Raw genomic sequence first — 17224 nt, 5'->3', positions numbered from 1 at the left:
CCCGCGGGGTCCCCGGCTGGGTCTGGCCGTCGTTGCGGCCCACCCTGTCCGCCGTCGGCTTCGACCTGGCGTCGGCACTGGCGGACGCCATCCCGGAGGCCGCCGAGCGCTGCGTGCGCCTCGCCCTGACCGACCCGGACGTACGGCCGAGGCTGCCCCGGATACGGCTGCGCGACGGGCTGCCGGAGGACTTCCGTGCGGCGATGACCGAGGCGCCGGACCTGCGGACGCTCGCCGGGCTCGTCGAGCTGGCGGTCCGGGTGGGCGGCGCGGTCGACGCCGAGTGCGTGGCCGCCGCGGCGGCCGCCTGCGCGCGGCGGGGCGACGGTGACGTGGCCGCGGCGGTCGAGGCGACTCCGCCGCTCTGGCGGAAGGCCCTGGTCCATGGGCTGGTGTCCGGGCTGGAGGCGAGCCCCCCGGCGGTCCGGCGGGCGATGCTGACGCCCGAGGCGTGTGCCGCGCTCGGTGATCAGGACTGGACGCTCGCCCCGCGCACCGGGGGCCTGGTGCTGTCCGCGCGCGCCGACCGCCTCACGGCCACCGCCGCGCTGGTCGAGCTCGAACCCCACGGCCTGCCCGACATCGAGGACCTGCTCGGCGCGCTGTGGGCCGAGGCGCCCACGGTGCCGGAGTGCCGATGGCTGGTCGAGCGGCTGGGCCCGGTGATGCGGCGGTTCGCCGTCCTGCGCGCCCTGCCGCGCAGGGTGTTCGACGGTGTGCCGCTGGACGCGGCGGAGGGCCTGCGGCTCGCGCGGCTGATCCACGACCGGCTGCCCACGCTGGCCGGCGCCGCCCGTACGGTCCTGACCTTCGAACGGGCGCTGCGGGCCGGTTCCGAGGAGGACGTGGCCCGGTTCCTCGCCACGCTGCGGCGGGGAGAGCCGCTGCACGAACGCGCGCTGGCCGGTGTCGCCCGGGTCTTCGCCGGCCGCTCGCCCGCGGCGCGGGCCCGCGTGCTCGCCGCGGCGCCGGACGGCGTACGCGACGGCCTGCTGGGACCGTGGCTGGCCGCCGGCCTGGACCGGCGCGGCCGCGTGGACCTGGCCGAGGTCGGGGCCCGTCTCGCGGAGGCCGGCGTGACCGTCGCGGCGCTCGACGCGTGGGCGGACGGGCTGGGAAGGTTCGCCCGGCGGCAGGTCGAGTCGGCGCTCACCGACCGCGACCCGCGGCTGGCCGCGGCGTGGCGGCGCGCCCGCCGGGGGGCGTGACGCGGTGCCCGTCGTCTACGCCCTCCTGTTCTTCCTCTGGGTCGGCCTGGTCTGGGTCGAGTTCGTGTTCGTCGTCCCGTTCGCCGTGCCCGTCGCCCTGATCGTGGCCACGGGCGCCGGAATCGGCCGGTTCTTCGTCGTCGCGTGGCGGACCCTGACGGCCGCCGGGCTGGACGGGCCGTCCAGCGTGCCACGCCCGGCCGTCGACGCGCCCGACCCGGCCTACCCGCAGTACCTCCTCGACCAGGTCTGGCGGGACGCCCGGACGCTGACGCTCCGCACGATCCCCTGGTGCCTGGCGGAGGCGCGCCGGACCGTCACCACGCTGACGGCGCGGCTGCTCCGCCTCCCGCAGGGGCTCGCCCTGTTCCCGATCTGGCTGGCGCTGTGCGCCGGGATCCTGCTGGCCGCGCTGCCGCTGACCGTCGCCGCCCTGGCCTTCGCCGTGGTGACCGTGGCGGTGGCCGGTGCCGGCCTGGTCGCCTGGTCCGTCTGCGTCCTGATGCTCGGGACCGTCGAACGGCTCTGGACGGCCTACCGCAGGATCCTGCTGGCCTGCCCGCATCCGGGCTGCTACGAGCGGCTGGCACTGCCCGCGTACGCCTGCCCCAACTGCGACGCGCGGCACCTCCGCCTGGTGCCCAACCGGCTGGGCGCGTTCCGGCACGTCTGCCGCTGCGGTGCCCGCTTGCCCACGACGATCCTGCTCGGCCGGTTCCGGCTCAGCGCGTACTGCCCGCACTGCGGACGCCCGCTGCCCGCGCGGATCGGCCGGGCGCGGGTCGAGCCACTGCCGTTCGTCGGCGGGCCCGCGGCCGGCAAGACCACGCTGATGTTCCTGGCCGTACGGGCCTTGCGCACCGGCGCGGCCGCGTCCGGTGGGCGGGCGGAGTTCGTCGAGGCCCGGGACGCCCGTGCGTACGCGGACGCGCTGGCCGAGCTCGACGCCGGCGGGCGCCTCGCCAAGACCGGTCCCGAACTGCCCGCCGCCACGATGCTGGACGTGACCCTGCCCGCGGGTCACCGGATCCTCTACCTGTTCGACCCGGCCGGGGAGCTGCACACCGGCGCGACCCGGGTCGAGCGGTTGCGCTACCTCGACCACGGCGAGGCGCTGCTGTTCGTCATCGACCCGTTCGCCCTGCCGGAACTGCGCCACGCGCTGTCCCGGGAGGAACGACTGCTCGTGGAGGAGACGGCGACCTCGGAGGAGGATCCCGCCGACACGCTGCAGCGGCTCCTGGCCGATCTGCGCTCCCGCGACGACCAGGGCCGGCACCGGCGTATCGCCGTGGTCGTCACCAAGGCCGACGTCCTGCGCAGGACGTCGGTCGGCCGGGGCGTCGATGAGGACGTGCGCGGCTGGCTGGAGGGCGTCGGTCTCGGCAACACGATCCGTACGCTCGAGCGCACCGCGGGGCACGTGCGGTACCTCGCCTCCGGCCTCGACACTCCGTCGGCCGCGCTCGCCGGCCTGTTCGGCTGGGTCGCCGGCCTGCCGCTCGACGGGCCGGGGCGAGACCCGGCGGAGTCCCCGGGCCGGGAGACGGACGACCGGGCCGGCACGACGGAACGACGCGTTCCGTGGCGCGCCGCGGGACGGCCCGAACGGCTCGTACCCCTCGGGTATCGGCTGGGCCGCGGCGTCCTTCTCACGGCGTTGACCGTGCTGGCGCCGACGGCGCTCCTCCTGCTGGGACTCACCGGCTACGCCCGGTTCCGCTGAGCGGCGACGACACAGCGCGGCAGGGCACCGGAACGGGAGGACGCCACGACGGCGACCAGGCCACCGTGACGGCGGAGGCGGTGAGAGGGGCCGGGCGGGCCGGCGGACTGAGGAGCGCCCTTGCCGTCGTTGTCGCCGCCCCAAGTGGTGCATATCGGGCTTCGATGTCGCTCATGACGGCAGGCAGTCAATGACGGCGGCGAAGAGACGGGACTCCCATAACGTCGCCGCCCGCCCCACCTCCCGGCCGCCTCGCCATCGCCCGCCCCGGTTCGCCTCGGCCCTCTCGCCTCGCACCGCCCGGCTCGGGTCGGGCGGCGAGGTTCGTACGGGCGCGCCGCCGTACGGGACTTTGGACTGGCGGCTCCTCATCCGCCCGTCGAGCGGCTTCCTCATGGTGACCCGTGCGGTCGTGGTCCGGCCCGGCCGGAAGATTCCCCGGATGGCGCCGGGCGCCGCCCGGTACCTGCAGATGTGGCGCACGGCGGGCTGGACCGACGCTCCCCCGGAGCAGCCGCTTCCCGGCGCGGTCCGGCGATAGTCGAGGTGTGAGCGAGCGGGCGCTGGTAAGGCTGGGTGTGTGAAAGCGATAACGATGCAGCGATACGGCGGCCCGGACGTACTCGAGCTCACCGACGCGCCGGAGCCGAAGGTCGGACCGGACTTCGTGCTGGTGCGCGTGAAGGCGGCCGGGGTGAACCCGGTGGACTGGAAGATCCGGGAGGGGAACCTCGACGGTCTGTTCGCCACGGACTTCCCCGTCATCCCCGGCTGGGATGTCGCGGGGGTGGTCGAGCGGGTCGGCCCGGCCGTCAGCGAGTTCTCTCCCGGGGACGAGGTCATCGGTTATGTCCGGGAGGACCACGTCGGCCGTGGGACGTACGCCGAACTGGTCGCGGCGCCGGTGCGGACGCTCGGCCGCAAGCCGAAGAGGCTGTCCTGGGCGCAGGCCGCCGGGCTTCCGCTGGCCGGGCTGACCGCGTACCAGGCGCTCACGAAGGCCCTGGCCGTCACCCCCGACGACACCGTGCTCATCCACAACGCGTCGGGCGGTGTCGGCTCGTTCGCCGTGCAGATCGCGCGGGCCAAGGGCGCACGCGTCATCGGCACCGCGGGCCCGCACAACCATGACTACCTGCGCGAACTCGGCGCCGAACCGGTGGCGTACGGGCCCGGCCTCGCGGATGAGGTGCGCCGCCTGGCGCCGAACGGGGTGAGCGCCGCCCTCGACCTCGTGGGCGGTGAGGCCATCGACGTCACGCCGGAGCTGCTGACCGACAAGGGACGCTGGGCGTCGATCGTCGATCCGTCCGTCCGGGACCGCGGGGGGCGGTACGTCTTCGTCCGGCCGGATCCGACCGACCTCGCCGCGCTCGCGGGGCTGGCCGACGACGGGCGGCTGAACGTCACCGTCGCCAGGACCTTTCCGCTCGGTGAGGCGGCCGAGGCGCAGCGGCTGAGCGCCGAAGGGCACACGCGCGGGAAGATCGTGCTGGAGATCGGGTGAGGCCGGCCGGCGGCCTCGGGGACCTCGGGGACCTCGGGGGCGGCCGGCCTGCGGGGAGCACCGGGTGCGGCGTCCGCCCTCACAGAGGAAGATCGTTCGACCTCGGCACGTTGAGGAGCGCATGAGAATCGTGATCGCCGGAGGGCACGGCAAGATCGCCCTCCTTCTCGAAGAGTTGCTGGCGGCGCGTGGTGACGGCGTCGTCGGGCTGATCCGCAACCCGGACCACGCCGCCGACGTCGCGGCCACCGGCGCCGCCCCGGTCGTGTGCGACCTGGAGTCCGCGCGCCTGGAGGACGTCGCGGTGCACCTGGACCAGGCCGACGCGGTGGTGTTCGCGGCGGGCGCGGGGCCGGGCAGCGGCGCCGCCCGCAAGGACACGGTCGACCGCGCCGCGTCGGTGCTGCTTGCCGACGCGGCCGAACGGGCCGGGGTCCGCAGGTTCGTGCAGATCTCCTCGATGGGCGCCGGCAGGCCGCCGGAGCCCGGTGGCGACGAGGTCTGGGCCGCCTACATCGAGGCCAAGACGGCCGCGGAGGAGGATCTGCGCGGGCGCGACCTGGACTGGACGGTCCTGCGGCCGGGACGGCTGACCGATGACCCGGCGACCGGCCGGGTGACCCTGGAGGAGTCCGTGCCGCGAGGCGCCGTGACCCGCGCCGACGTCGCGCGGGTGATCGCCGCGCTGCTCGACACTCCCGGCACCGCCGGGCGGACCCTCGAACTCGTCGGCGGTGACACGCCGGTCGAGGACGCCGTCCGCGCCCACGCCCGCTCCTGAGGCCGCCGCCCGCTCCGGCCGGGTCGACCGCTCGGCCGGGGAGTGTCCGTCAGGTTCCCGCGCGCCGCAGGAGCAGCGCCCGCATGGCCTCTCTCCTGGAGTGCGGCCGCGTCGATGCCGTCGCCCTCCCGGAACCCTAGGTCCCTCAGTGACCGGTTCCGGCCATCGGAGCGCCGGCTCAGAAGGGCGTCAGCGTCACCGTCACCGACGTGGGCGCGCCGTCCTGGATGTAGGAGGCGTGGCCGGCCACGTCGTCGAAGGCGAAGCCGTACGCGGCGCCGTCCGCGGCGGCCTCGTGCATCGCCCTGGCGTAGTGGTTGGTCACGCCCTCCCGGTAGTACCGCGCGGGATCCGTGACCGGCTGGCTCGCATGCGAGAGGAGCGTCGAGCGGTTGAAGGCGGCACCGAGGATCGCGGCGACCGGCCCGGTGACGCCGTCGTTCGGCGCCGCGAGCGCACCGTCGCAGAACAGGACGTCGCGGGTCGACGGCCGCGCGACGGACGCGGGGGCCCGCGTGCCGCCGCTGAAGGACAGGTGTTCGCCGGTGACCCTTCCGGTGTAGGTGCCGGCGTCCGTCCGTACCGTCAGCGGCGTCCCCCGGTACCTGTCCCACACCGCGTCGATGTAGGAGTCGTAGTAGTCGGCCGGGAACAGCCCCGCCTCGATGCCGTGCCCGGGTGCGATCACCCGCAGCCGGTCCCCGACGACCAGCCGGGCGAAGTCCGGGTGCGCCGACACCGCCGCGAAGATCCGGTCACGGCCTCCGTCGACGAGAGTGCCGGTGGTCTGGGTACGGGTGCCGGCGAGCCGGATGGCCAGCGGGATGCTGAACATGTCGACCGCCGTCGTGTTGCAGAACATGCCGGCGTCGTTGTGGGTGAACTCGATCCAGTCGTGCAGGATCCGGTGGTTCGGGTCCGTGGCGACCCAGCCCGCCGGGTACTGCAGGGCCGGTCTGCCGTTCCCGTCGGTTACGACCTTCAGCCGCAGCCGGTCGCCGATCGAGAAGTAGACCCGGCCGGACATCTTCGGCAGGGCCACGGCCGCGTCGCCGGAGTCGCGGAACGGGATCGCGTAGTCGGTGAACCCGTCCGGCCCGTTGTCCGACGCCGCGCACGGGACGAACACGCCGTCCGCCGTCACGTGCCCCTGGGCGCCGGTCGCCGGGTCGACGCCGAGGACGTACATGTAGACCGGTTCGGCGGCGTGCCGGCCGGTCCGGTTCACCGCGGTGAGCGGCAGGCCGCCCGCGGTCGCCGCCGTGCTCCGGGCCCGCGACGACGGGGCGCATCCCGTCGTCCCGCCGCCGAGCGCGAGCGCGCCCAGGGCGGCCGTCGACGCCAGGAACGACCTTCTGCCGATCATCCTGCTGTTCACGTGTTCCCTTCCTCCTCATCCGACCGCGTCAGGCGTCCAGCGAAGCGGCCGGGGAACCGCCGCGCGAGGGGCTTAAGGCCCGCTTCAGGTTCGCTTCAAGAACGTTTAGGGAGGTGACGGACCGCCCGCGCCGCGCGGAGGACCGGGGCGGCGGCCCGGCGAGAATTGATCGCCGGTGCGGCGCCGCCGGGCCCTTGATCCGGTGGGCGGCGCTCTATAGCGTCCCGGGCGGATCATGCTCCTTCGCCACCCGGATAGAGGAGATGACGTGAGAACCCTCCGCACCCTGTCCCTGTCCGTTCTGGCCGCGGCCACCGCCGCGGTCACGATGGCCGGTCCCGCCCTCGCGTGCCCACCCGGCGACGACGACGCGGCCCACGCCACCGAGACCCACACCACCGGGGCCGCCGTCCAGCGGGACGTCGCCACCCGCCAGATCCGTTCCGTCCCGCTGCCCCCGTCCTCCGCCGTCAAGGGTGTGCGCCTGGCGGCCGCCCTTCCCGACGCCAAGGGCGCGATCTCCCTCGGCTTCCTGACGTACGGGCGCCGCACGGTGATGTACGTCTCGGGGACCTTCGGCCTCAAGACGTACGACGTGACCGACCCGGCCGCGCCGAAGGCCCTGGGCACGCTGTCCATGCCGGGCATGTGGGAGACGGAGGACACCGAGGCCGACCCGCGGCGCAAGCTCGTCTTCCTGGCCCGCGACCCGCGCGCCTTCAACGGCAACACGCACACCGGCGAGTCCGGGATCTACGTCGTGAGCCTGGCCGACCCCGCCAAACCGGTACAACTCGCGTACGAGAAGGTCCCCGCCGGGCATACGACGAGTTGCGTCGACGACTGCCGTTATCTGTGGACCGGCGGCCCGGCGCGGGCCGACTGGATGCCCGCCGACTGGGGCGGCCGCCCGGTCTGGGTGACCGACGTACGGGACCCGCGCCACCCGCGGACGTTCCCGCAGCCGATCGAGCTCGCCCGCAACGACGGGAAGACCGACTACGTCCACGACATCCAGGTCGACGCGGCCGGGGTGACCTGGGCCTCCGGCGCAGGCGGCGTGCGCGGCTACTGGACGCATGGGCGTCGCTGGGACCCCGTCCGGCGCGTGACGCGCGTGGCGCGGGCGTGGGACCCGGTGCCGTACGCGGGCGGCGGTGTCAGCGAGGTCGCGGCGCCCTCGAAGTTCCTGCACAACTCGTTCCGGCCGGTCGGCTCCACCGCCGGTGAGGCGCCGGGCCACGGGGACCTGGTCTACGTCACCGAGGAGGCCTTCAACCCCGGCTGCGCCGATGACGGCCGGCTGGTGATCGCCTCGCTGCGGGGTTCGTACGGCGGGGAGGGCTGGCGTTCGACGCCTGACCGGCCGTTCCGCCTGCGTGCGGTCGGCACGTGGAGCGTCGCCGGCCAGGAGGGCAGCCGGACGGACACCGACGACTGTTCGGCCCACTACTTCGACGTGCGGCACGGGATCCTGGCGCAGTCGTTCTACACGCAGGGGACCCGGCTCCTCGACGTTCGCGACCCGGCCCATCCGCGGCAGATCGCCTATTACCGGCCGGCGGACGCCATGTCGTGGGCGCCGTACTGGCACGCCGGATACGTGTTCGTCGCGGACAACAACCGCGGCGTCGACGTCCTGCGGCCCGAGGTGCGCTGAGCGAACGCCGCGGCGTTCGCCGCGAACCGCGAAGAACCCATCGAGTGCCGTGTTCGTCACTTTTCGGGCGGCGGACACGGCACTCGATTCCCCCGCCGGAAACCGCCTCCGCCCTCGTCTCGCGTGCTTCGCCGCACGTGAGAGTGCCTTTTCGGGCGTTACCCGGCTGGACGCGACCACATCCGGCTACGCTCGGTGAGCGCACGGTGTCAGACTTTCGTTTCCGAACGCGTTGCCGTTGTTGTGAAAGTTCGGCTAGATTGCGCCGAGATCGGGCTGTGACCAACCTCCAACCAGGGGGTTGCAGGCCGACCGCCGAATCCCGGCGGCGCAGCCAGCGTCGCGGGAGCCGGGGACCCATCAGTCCCTCGGGGTGAATCCGTCACGCACGGTAGGGCTACCTCTGGCCCGAACCCGTCAGCTAACCCGGTAGGCGGCAAAAGGGGAGCGAATGGATCCGGTAGGCAAGAAACTGCTCGACGTCGCCAAAAGTCAGCTCGGCTATCACGAGAAGGCCAGCGGCTACACCAAGTTCGGCGACTGGTACGGCAAGCACGTCGACAAGGACCCCGTCTACAAGACGTCGGCCTGGTGCGACATGTTCATCGCGTGGGCCGCCGACAAGGCCGGTGTCGAAGACTGGACCGGCCAGTTCGCCTACACCCCCGACCACGCCAAGTGGTTCAAGAAGCAGGACGCCTGGGGGCACCACGCCGAGCCCGGCGCGATCGTGTTCTTCTCCTGGTCGGGCGGCAAGAGCATCGGCGACATCGAGCACGTCGGCATCGTCGAGCGGGTCGACGGCCACACGCTGCACACGATCGAGGCCAACCACAACAACGCGCTGACGCGCGCCACCCGGGACATCAGCCAGGTGGTCGGGTTCGGCTATCCCTCGAAGGTCAAGGTCAAGGCGGCGCCCGTACAGGCGGCGCAGACGGCCCAGACCGACCAGAACTACGCCCCGAAGCACGCCGCGCCCCCGCCCGCCGTCAAGGAGATCGGCAAGGACGTCCAGGCGCAGGTCGACGCGCACACGACCGCGGCCCACGACCCCGCCGCCCCGTCGTCCCCCATGCCGGACCAGCAGGCCGCCCTGACCGGGCTGCTCGCCGTCGTGCTGTTCGGAACGGTGGCCCTGGCCGTCGGCAAGTCGAAGGTCAAGGTGCCCGTCCCGGCGCCGAGCGTCCGGGTCCGCAAGCGCGGCAAGCACCACCGCACGCCGGTCGAGCTGCCCGCCGAGGTCAGCGTGGCCGACCTGGACGCCGCCGACGCCAGCACCACGCTCATGCCGGTCCTGTCCGCCGAGGCCGCCGCGAAGGCCGAGGACCAGGAGTTCTGGGGCAAGATCTCGGAGCTGGAGGAGGACGTCGAGCTGGCGTTCTGGAACACCCTCCACGCCGCCGTGTCCCAGAACGGCGCGATCGAGACCGAGGTCGTGTCCGAGTCCGTCCTGTCCTGATACGGCATCCCTGAGCCGCGGCCCCGAGCCGCGCGCGCCGCGATCCGCACGGTCCCCGTCTCCTCCCACCCGGAGGCAGGCGGGGACCGTCGCGTCCAGGGCCCAGGTGTGCGGTCCGGGCAGCAGACCTAGGCGCAAAGGACCAGCCGCACATCACCCGGAGTGACCATCCTGCGATCCCCCGGGCCATCTCCGCATGTTCTCGTTGGACGCCCCGTCACGATCCGTTAATCTCCAGCGAGTCGTCACCGGCCGAGAGACGGCCGGACCGCCGAATCGCCCGTCGCGCCGTGGCGCGCCGGGGAACCGGGGACCCACTCGCGGTGGCAGGGGGCGTTCCCTCGCCTTCGCGCCGGGGTGAATCCGCGTCCGTCTCAGACGGCCCGCGGTAGGGCTTCCTTCTCGTCCGAACCCGTCAGCCAACCCGGTAGGCGGCCTGAAAAGAGGAGCCTCTGGATGGATCGATCCCGCGCCGCGGACAGCCGCGACCCTCTTCATCCCGGGAAGGACACGGCGCGCCGTACGGCGGTCGTGACCTTCGCCCTCGTCATCGCCGGGCTCGCGCCGCCCGCACTGGCCGACGCGACCCGCCCCGCTCCCCGCATGGACGCGCTCCGGCAGCGCGCCGGCCAGTTGAGCGACCGGCTCGAGCAGCTCACCGAGCAGTACAACGGCCTCAAGGTACGCCTGGAGCAGGCCCAGCGGGCCGCCGTCATCGCCGGCCAGACCTCCGCGCGTGCCGCCGAAGCGCTAAAGGCCATCCAGCGCAAGGTCGGCCGGTTCGCCGCCATCCGCTACATGAACGGCACGGCCGACGGTACGCCGGCGCTGCTCGCGTCCTCGGACCCGCGCGCGCTGCTGGACCGGGCCACGACCCTGCACTACTTCACGCAGCAGGACGACACCGAGATCCGGCAGCTCACCCGGGCGATCCAGAACGCCGAGTGGACCGGCCAGGACGCCCGTGAGCGCGCCGCGGAGGCGGCCCTCCTCAAGAGCCGGCTCGCCCGCCAGAGCGCCACCATCCGCGCCGCGCTGGAGAAGGTGCGCAGGCCGCTCCTGCGGGACGCCGTCGAGCGCGCCGGCCGGGGCGAGAAGGTGCCCGAGATCCCCGGCGGCCCCGGCAAGGCGGTCGGCGCCGTCCGTGCCGCGCTGAGCCAGCTCGGCGTGCCGTACGTCTGGGGCGGCGCGGCACCGGGCCGGGGCTTCGACTGCTCGGGCCTCACGATGTGGGCCTACCGGCAGGTCGGCGTCAACCTGCCGCACTACGGCGGCGACCAGTGGAACGCCGGCGTGCACGTCTCACGGGACCAGCTGGAACCGGGCGACCTCGTCTTCTTCTACTCCGACATCCACCACATGGGGATGTACATCGGCGACGGGAAGTTCGTGCACGCGCCGCACACCGGCGACCACGTCCGGGTCGCGGACCTGTCGACCCGCCCCTTCGCCGGCGCGGTCCGCGTGGTCTGAGACGACCACGCGGCCCCGCTCGGCGACGCGAGCCGGGAATCACTTCCCGACGCGGTACATCTCCGCCACCATGAACGCCAGGTCCAGGGCCTGACCGCGGTTGAGGCGGGGGTCGCAGGCTGTTTCGTACCGCTGGTGCAGGTCGTCCTCGACGATGTCGTGGCCCCCGCCGACGCACTCGGTGACGTCGTCGCCGGTGAACTCGATGTGCACGCCGCCCGGGTGGGTGCCGAGCGCCCGGTGCACCTCGAAGAAGCCGGCGACCTCGTCCAGCACGTCGTCGAACCGGCGCGTCTTGTACCCGCTCTCCGCCTCGAAGGTGTTGCCGTGCATCGGGTCGCAGATCCACGCGACCTGCGCGCCGCTCGCGGTGACCTTCTCCACCAGGGCGGGAAGGTGCTCGCGGATCCGCTTGGCGCCCATCCGGGTGACGAGGGTGAGCCGGCCGGGCTCGCGTTCGGGGTCCAGCCGCTCGATGAGGGCGAGGGCCTCCTCGGCGGTCGTGGTCGGCCCGAGCTTGACCCCGATGGGGTTGCGGATGTGGCGCATGAACTCCACGTGCGCGCCGTCGAGTTGCCGGGTGCGCTCACCGATCCACAGGTAGTGGCCGGACACGTCGTACGGCAGGCCGGACCGCGAGTCGATCCGGGTCAGGGCCCGTTCGTAGTCCAGGAGGAGCGCCTCGTGGCTGGAGTACACCTCGACCCGGTGGAACTCCTCGGGGTCCGCTCCGGCGGCGTGCATGAACGCCAGCGCCCGGTCGATCTCCCCGGCCAGCCGTTCGTACCGCCGGCCCGCTGGGCTCTCGGCGACGAAGTCGTGGTTCCAGGCGTGCACCTGCCGCAGGTCGGCGTAGCCGCCCTGGGTGAAGGCACGGGTGAGGTTCAGCGTGACGGCGGCCGCGTGGTAGGCGCGCAGGAGCCGCTCCGGGTCCGGCACGCGGCTCTCCGGCGTGAAGTCGAACCCGTTGACCATGTCGCCCCGGTAGGCGGGCAGCTCGACGCCGTCGCGCACCTCGAACGGCTTGGACCGCGGCTTGGCGAACTGCCCCGCCATCCGGCCGATCTTGACGACCGGGACGCTCCCCGCGTAGGTGAGGACGACGGCCATCTGCAGCAGGGTCTTCAGCTTGTTGCGCACGTCATCGGCCGTCGCGCCGGAGAACGTCTCGGCGCAGTCGCCGCCCTGCAGGACGAACGCCTCACCGCGCGCCACGGCGGCGAGGTGGGCCTTGAGCTGGTCGCACTCGCCGGCGAACACCAGAGGCGGGAGTTCGGACAGCTGCGCGGCGACGTCTTGGAGCCGGGCCGGGTCGGGCCAGTCGGGCTGCTGAGCGGCCGGAAGGTCACGCCAGGAATCGAGGAGGTCCACGAGACTCAAGGGTATCGACCGTGCCACAAGCCCGGGTCATGCAACCTGCGAAATCCCTCCTCTTCCCGCGATCCGCCCATCCTGGAGCGGTGAACCGGCGGTGCACGGGTCCCGCGTCGGCCGCGCCGAAACTCTGAGATGATGGGCCGACTCCCGCAGATCGCCGACGACGCATGAGGTTCTGACAATGAGCACGAACAGCCGCGCCTATGACATCTGGCTCCGCAAGCCCGAGGAGGCCCAGCAGCTCCTCGAGGCCAAGCGGTCCGATCTCGACGGTGACGGTCTGTCCCTGCTGTCCTGGCTGGTCCTCACCAACGAGCGCGACGACAGGAAGGCCGAGCAGATCGCCCACCAGGCGATCGCGGCCGGTGGTGACACGCGGTTCGCCACGGCGGCGCTCGCCGAAGCGTACAAGTGGCGCGGCGACTACGGCCGGGCCGCCCAGATCGTCCGGCAGGCCCGCGAGAAGTACCCGACGATCCCGTGGTACGCCCTGACGCTCGCCGACGTGCTCAAGGACGGCGGATGGGTCGACGACGCCGAGGCGATCCTCGAGTCGGTCGTCAACGACTCCCAGCTGCGCCGGCACGCGCTCAAGCGCCTGTCGAAGTGGGCGGTGGACCGGGGCGACAAGCCGCGCGCCCTGAAGTACCAGACCGAGCTGATCGCGCTGGCCCCGGACTACCTGGTGTACGCCTCGGACTACACGCTCCTCGCCGCGCTCCGGCTGGAGGCCGGCGACCCGGCGGGCGCCCGCGACATCCTCCAGCGTGGTGCGGCGATCTACCCGCGCAACAAGCCGATCAAGGAGATGCTGCACCAGCACTTCGGTGAGCTCGCGCCGGAGAAGGCGCCGAACATCCCGCCGGTCGACGAGCGCGCGGTCGGCGCCCGCCGCATCCCGATCAAGACCAGGATGATCACGCTGCGCTCCGGCATCCTCCCGGTGATCCAGGAGGCGACGCAGGGCATGCTGCAGCCGGACGACATCCTCGCCCTGTCGGAGAGCCCGGCGTCGGCCGGTCAGGGGCGCATGATCCCGCTGGAGCTCATCACCCCGGAGGGCATGGCCAAGCAGCTCAGCAAGTTCGTCGGGAAGATCGGGCCGCTGCACAGCCCGGCCGGCATGCAGGGCGCGATCCTCGAGGCGGGGCGCGCCAAGGTCCTCCTCGGCGCGGCCGCAGGCGCGGCGGGCAAGCTGGTCGGCAAGCGCGGCTGGTTCTACCGCGTCGCCGGCCCCGGCGCGGCCATGATCGACGACGTGGCGGCGGCGCTCCCGCCGCACGACCACCACCTGCTGTTCGGCCCCGGCCGGCCGGACAAGCTGTCGGAGGACCTGTCCGCGGCGCTCGGCTGCCACGTCTGCGTCGTCGACGCGAACCACCTCACCGGCGCGTGGGTCGTCGGGGCATCGAAGGGCGTCGACCGCAAGTGGGTGGAGAAGGTCCTGTCCGACAACCCGGCGGGCAACGAGGACGAGCAGACCCCGATCGTGCTCATCCGCAAGATCTGAGGTCCGCGAGATCTGAGGTCAGCGGATCACGAGGCGCCCATCCGGTCCCCCGGGTGGGCGCCTTCTCCGTTCCCGGCCGGATCCGTTCCCGCCCATGGCCGCCCCGCACATGGCCGCCCGGGCGGGGCCGGTATGGGCGTAGGCGGGCCGGCGTGGGGATGGACCGCCGGCGGCCCGGAGGCGGCGTGCCTGTGAAAGGCCGGTGAATTGAGCCGCCGCCGGGCGGAGTCCTCCCCCGGTCGCTCTAGAGTCGTGGAACCGCTCACACGGGGAGGGGCTCACGGGCGGCATGCTCACCATGATCCAGGCGATCGCCGAACTCATCGCGCAACGTCAGGAGAACGTTCTCCTGGGGATCCTCATCGTCCTGCTCGTCAGCAGTCCCCTGGCCGACCGCTACCTCGTCCGGCGCCGCCGGATCACCTATCGGGTGCTCTACAACTCGAAGATCGGTCTCAGTCCGGTGGCGCTGCACGACGTGGACGACCGCTCGACGGTCACGGATCCGCGGCTGCGGGAGTACGCGCGGACCTTCGACCGGCTCAGCATCGTCATCATCCGCGTGCGCAACACCGGTGGTTACGACATCGAGCCGTCCGACTTCACCAGGCCGCTCTCGTTCACCTTCAAGGGCCGCGTCATCTGGAACGCGCGCGTGTCCGACGCCAGCACCGACCGGCTCCATGACGCGGTGCGGGACCACCTGGAGTTCTTCACCGCCACTCCCGGAAGCGTCGTTCCGGGCGACGGCGGGCCCGATGTGCGGACGCTCCGCAGGTTACTGGCCGACCGCCTGACGGGCCTGGTCAAGAGCCCGGTCGCCGGGCCGCCCGAGGACGTCCGGCAGTGGAACGGCGTCCGGCTGACCGGCCTGTCGCTGGAACGTCGGCAGCGTTTCAAGCTCGTCGTCGTACTCCGCGAGCAGGGCGATCCCGCCGATGGCGCCATCAGCAAGAAGATCGAGGCGGGCGGCGCCCTGACCAGCGGCTGGGTGAAGGACGAGAAACGTCAGCGGAGGCTGGGCTGGCCCGTGGCGGCGATCGCCGCGGGGGTCGTGCTCGCCCTGGCCCTGACCGGGAACGTGGTCGCCAACTACTACCAGCGGAGGTCGGACCCGGCGCTCCACTGCACGAGCGGCCACCTCCGTCTCGAGGGGTCCAGCGCCTTCTCCGACCCGCTCCGGGAGATCGCCCGGCAGTACCGCAGAGCCTGTCCCTCGGCGACGATCGACCTGCAGCTCGCGGGGAGCCGGGCCGGCATGCACGACCTGTCCGCGATCGGCGGCGAGGATCCCGGCGGTCTCGCGGTGCTCAACGACGGGCCGGACACCACCCGCCCGGCGATCGCGCTGAAGAGTCATCCGGTGGCGGTGGTGGTCTACAGCGTGATCCTCTCGGACGCCACCGGGGTCACGAACCTCAGCCTGGCGCAGCTCCGGGACATCTACCGCGGCCGGTACCACCGGTGGAGCGAGCTCGGCGGCGACGACGTCCCGATCCGAATCGTCGGCCGGGACGGCGAGTCCGGCAGCCGCCAGGTCTTCCAGAACAGGCTCCTCGGGCGGTCGGAGGGCGCGGCGTCCTCGACCGAGTGCCGGGAGAGCAGCCCGCCACTGCACGCGCCGACGATCCGGTGTGAGCTGCGCACCACGGGCGAGCTCATCGACAAGGTCGCCCAGACGCCGGGCGCGATCGGCTACGCGGACGCTCCCGCGGCGAAGGCCGCGGCGGCCCGGCTGCAGAAGTTCCACGTGGTGACGCTGGACGGCCGGCTCCCGGACGCCACCAGCATCGCGCAGGGCTACCCGTTCTGGACCGTGGAGTACCTCTACACGGCCGGCGCCCCGGGCGGGTCCTCGCTGCTGCGGAACTTCATCGCCTTCCTGGGCAGCGCCGACGCGCGCGCCGAGCTCGGCATCCGGGGCTACCCGCCCTGCATCGACCGGAACGGCGACCGGAACCCGCTCTGCACCCAGACGCCCTGACGCCCTGGCTCCCTGACGGCCTGCTATCGGTGCGCGGCCATGATGGCCTCGCGGGCGGCCTTGGCGACCTGCTCCATGTGCCACTCCGACAGGCCCTGGTGGACCGGCAGGGCGAGCATCTCGTGGCGCAGCGGCTCAAGCTCGGCGAACCGCCGGCGGTCCAGGAGCGGGTGCGGCACGGGCCAGATCTCGATCGAGCGCACGCCGCGCTTCTGCAGCTCGGCGATGGTCCGGTCGCGCTGCGGTACGCGCACGGGGTAGTAGAGGGGCGCCACGCCGTCGGGCAGGCCGCGGAAGCGCGGGGGGACCACGTCGGGCAGGGCGTTCAGCAGGATCGCGTAGTTACGGCGGCGGTGCCTGCGGATCGCCTCGCCGTCGGCGCCGTGGACGGCCCACTCGGTCATCCGGGACGACTTGGAGGCGGCGACCTCCAGGTCGGCGACCTCGAGGTTCCACTCGCCGATCACGACCTCGGTGAGCGTGCCCTCCTCGACCGCCTGCTCGGCCTTGCTGACCTTGCGGAAGACCTTCGTCGCGGGAGCCCGCAGCACGCCCGCCCGCGACTGGGCGGCCCAGCCCATGCTCTGCGACGCCATCGACCGGGCCATGCGCTTCCACGGCGGCCGCCCCTGGGCCTCGATGTGACCGTCCCGGATGAGCACGGCGCCACCGTCCGGCACGCCCAGGGACTTACGCGGGCAGAAGATCGCCGCGGCGCCGCGCGAGCCGATGGCGGCTCCGCCGTCGTAGGAGAACAGCGCGTGGGCGGCGTCCTCGATCACCAGCGTGCCCGGCGGCAGCGGCGGCATCGGGAAGCCGTAGTAGGAGATGAGGTAGGTCGCGTGGCACTGCCGCGACACGCGGAACAGGTCCTCGTGGTCCACCTCGAGCGTGGGGAGCACCCGGTAGAACACGACCTCGATGCCGGCCAGCCGGGCGGCCTCGACCTCCGAGCCGCAATGGTAGGCGGGCATGGCCAGCCGGTGTCCCGGCCCGAGGCCGAGGGCCTTCAGCGCCAGCCAGATCGCGCCACGCCCGAGGTGGGTCAGCGTCAGCCCGTCCGAGTTGAACGGGAACTGCAGAGACCGCCGGGTGACCAGGGTCGCCGGCTCCAAGGGGGGATAAACGCTCATCAACGGGTCGCTCATAGGCTCCCTA

At 72.9% G+C, this 17224-nt stretch carries 13 protein-coding genes and 2 riboswitches; of the genes, 10 read left to right on the top strand and 3 right to left on the bottom strand.

From position 1 onward, the window contains the following. The first annotated feature begins 32 nt into the window (after window positions 1-32). The 5 genes from NE235_RS25550 to NE235_RS25530 all read left to right on the top strand — a co-directional run bounded on the left by NE235_RS25550 (window position 33) and on the right by NE235_RS25530 (window position 5222). Complete coding sequence (locus NE235_RS25550) at window positions 33-1208, top strand: hypothetical protein (protein WP_252807548.1); 1176 nt, start codon at window positions 33-35, stop codon at window positions 1206-1208. A gap of 4 nt (window positions 1209-1212) precedes the next feature. Beyond that, entirely contained in the window at window positions 1213-2934 is a 1722-nt protein-coding gene (locus tag NE235_RS25545; RefSeq protein WP_252807309.1) for a TRAFAC clade GTPase domain-containing protein, read from the top strand. A 190-nt stretch (window positions 2935-3124) separates the two neighbouring features. After that, window positions 3125-3475: a hypothetical protein gene (locus NE235_RS25540; protein ID WP_252807307.1), complete on the top strand. Its 351-nt coding sequence runs from the start codon at window positions 3125-3127 to the stop codon at window positions 3473-3475. Between the two features lie 39 nt (window positions 3476-3514). After that, window positions 3515-4441, top strand: coding sequence for an NADP-dependent oxidoreductase (locus tag NE235_RS25535; RefSeq protein ID WP_252807305.1), 927 nt, complete (start codon window positions 3515-3517; stop codon window positions 4439-4441). 121 nt (window positions 4442-4562) lie between these two features. Then, window positions 4563-5222, top strand: coding sequence for an SDR family oxidoreductase (locus NE235_RS25530; RefSeq protein ID WP_252807303.1), 660 nt, complete (start codon window positions 4563-4565; stop codon window positions 5220-5222). A 178-nt stretch (window positions 5223-5400) separates the two neighbouring features. Here NE235_RS25530 and NE235_RS25525 read toward each other — a convergent pair whose 3' ends face one another. Further along, complete coding sequence (locus tag NE235_RS25525; RefSeq protein ID WP_252807533.1) at window positions 5401-6588, bottom strand: glycoside hydrolase family 64 protein; 1188 nt, start codon at window positions 6586-6588, stop codon at window positions 5401-5403. A 280-nt stretch (window positions 6589-6868) separates the two neighbouring features. Here NE235_RS25525 and NE235_RS25520 point away from each other — a divergent pair, with 280 nt between their 5' ends. The 3 genes from NE235_RS25520 to NE235_RS25510 all read left to right on the top strand — a co-directional run bounded on the left by NE235_RS25520 (window position 6869) and on the right by NE235_RS25510 (window position 11195). Next, window positions 6869-8260, top strand: a complete 1392-nt coding sequence (locus tag NE235_RS25520; RefSeq protein ID WP_252807301.1) for an LVIVD repeat-containing protein — start codon at window positions 6869-6871, stop codon at window positions 8258-8260. A 303-nt stretch (window positions 8261-8563) separates the two neighbouring features. Then, a riboswitch (cyclic di-AMP (ydaO/yuaA leader) is annotated at window positions 8564-8711 on the top strand. Next, window positions 8712-9722, top strand: coding sequence for a CHAP domain-containing protein (locus tag NE235_RS25515; RefSeq protein ID WP_252807299.1), 1011 nt, complete (start codon window positions 8712-8714; stop codon window positions 9720-9722). 267 nt (window positions 9723-9989) lie between these two features. Then, window positions 9990-10170, top strand: a riboswitch (cyclic di-AMP (ydaO/yuaA leader). Between the two features lie 8 nt (window positions 10171-10178). Further along, on the top strand, window positions 10179-11195 hold the full coding sequence (locus NE235_RS25510) for an NlpC/P60 family protein (RefSeq protein ID WP_252807298.1): 1017 nt from the start codon (window positions 10179-10181) through the stop codon (window positions 11193-11195). Window positions 11196-11234: 39 nt separating this feature from the next. On the opposite strand, the gene NE235_RS25505 is transcribed toward NE235_RS25510, so the two are convergent. After that, complete coding sequence (locus NE235_RS25505; RefSeq protein ID WP_425542426.1) at window positions 11235-12566, bottom strand: class II 3-deoxy-7-phosphoheptulonate synthase; 1332 nt, start codon at window positions 12564-12566, stop codon at window positions 11235-11237. A gap of 187 nt (window positions 12567-12753) precedes the next feature. Here NE235_RS25505 and NE235_RS25500 point away from each other — a divergent pair, with 187 nt between their 5' ends. Continuing rightward, on the top strand, window positions 12754-14082 hold the full coding sequence (locus NE235_RS25500; RefSeq protein ID WP_252807293.1) for a tetratricopeptide repeat protein: 1329 nt from the start codon (window positions 12754-12756) through the stop codon (window positions 14080-14082). A 289-nt stretch (window positions 14083-14371) separates the two neighbouring features. Beyond that, window positions 14372-16066, top strand: a complete 1695-nt coding sequence (locus tag NE235_RS25495; protein ID WP_252807291.1) for a substrate-binding domain-containing protein — start codon at window positions 14372-14374, stop codon at window positions 16064-16066. Window positions 16067-16089: 23 nt separating this feature from the next. Here the strand turns inward: NE235_RS25495 and NE235_RS25490 are convergent, their stop codons facing one another. Continuing rightward, on the bottom strand, window positions 16090-17214 hold the full coding sequence (locus NE235_RS25490; protein WP_252807288.1) for a DegT/DnrJ/EryC1/StrS family aminotransferase: 1125 nt from the start codon (window positions 17212-17214) through the stop codon (window positions 16090-16092). Window positions 17215-17224: the final 10 nt, after the last annotated feature.

Origin of the sequence: Actinoallomurus spadix (assembly GCF_024055725.1) — a bacterium.
In the GTDB taxonomy this organism is placed as follows: Bacteria; Actinomycetota; Actinomycetes; order Streptosporangiales; family Streptosporangiaceae; genus Actinoallomurus; species Actinoallomurus spadix.
Note: the sequence above shows the minus strand (reverse complement) of the source record. Positions and strands in the feature narration are given on the sequence as shown.

Bases quoted from the DNA above. Each gene is read 5' to 3' on its own strand.
- NE235_RS25490 (WP_252807288.1), bottom strand. From the start codon at position 17,214: ATGAGCGACCCGTTGATGAGCGTTTATCCCCCCTTGGAGCCGGCGACC.
- NE235_RS25515 (WP_252807299.1), top strand. From the start codon at position 8,712: ATGGATCCGGTAGGCAAGAAACTGCTCGACGTCGCCAAAAGTCAGCTC.
- NE235_RS25495 (WP_252807291.1), top strand. From the start codon at position 14,372: ATGCTCACCATGATCCAGGCGATCGCCGAACTCATCGCGCAACGTCAG.
- NE235_RS25540 (WP_252807307.1), top strand. From the start codon at position 3,125: ATGACGGCGGCGAAGAGACGGGACTCCCATAACGTCGCCGCCCGCCCC.
- NE235_RS25510 (WP_252807298.1), top strand. From the start codon at position 10,179: ATGGATCGATCCCGCGCCGCGGACAGCCGCGACCCTCTTCATCCCGGG.
- NE235_RS25500 (WP_252807293.1), top strand. From the start codon at position 12,754: ATGAGCACGAACAGCCGCGCCTATGACATCTGGCTCCGCAAGCCCGAG.
- NE235_RS25525 (WP_252807533.1), bottom strand. From the start codon at position 6,588: ATGATCGGCAGAAGGTCGTTCCTGGCGTCGACGGCCGCCCTGGGCGCG.
- NE235_RS25530 (WP_252807303.1), top strand. From the start codon at position 4,563: ATGAGAATCGTGATCGCCGGAGGGCACGGCAAGATCGCCCTCCTTCTC.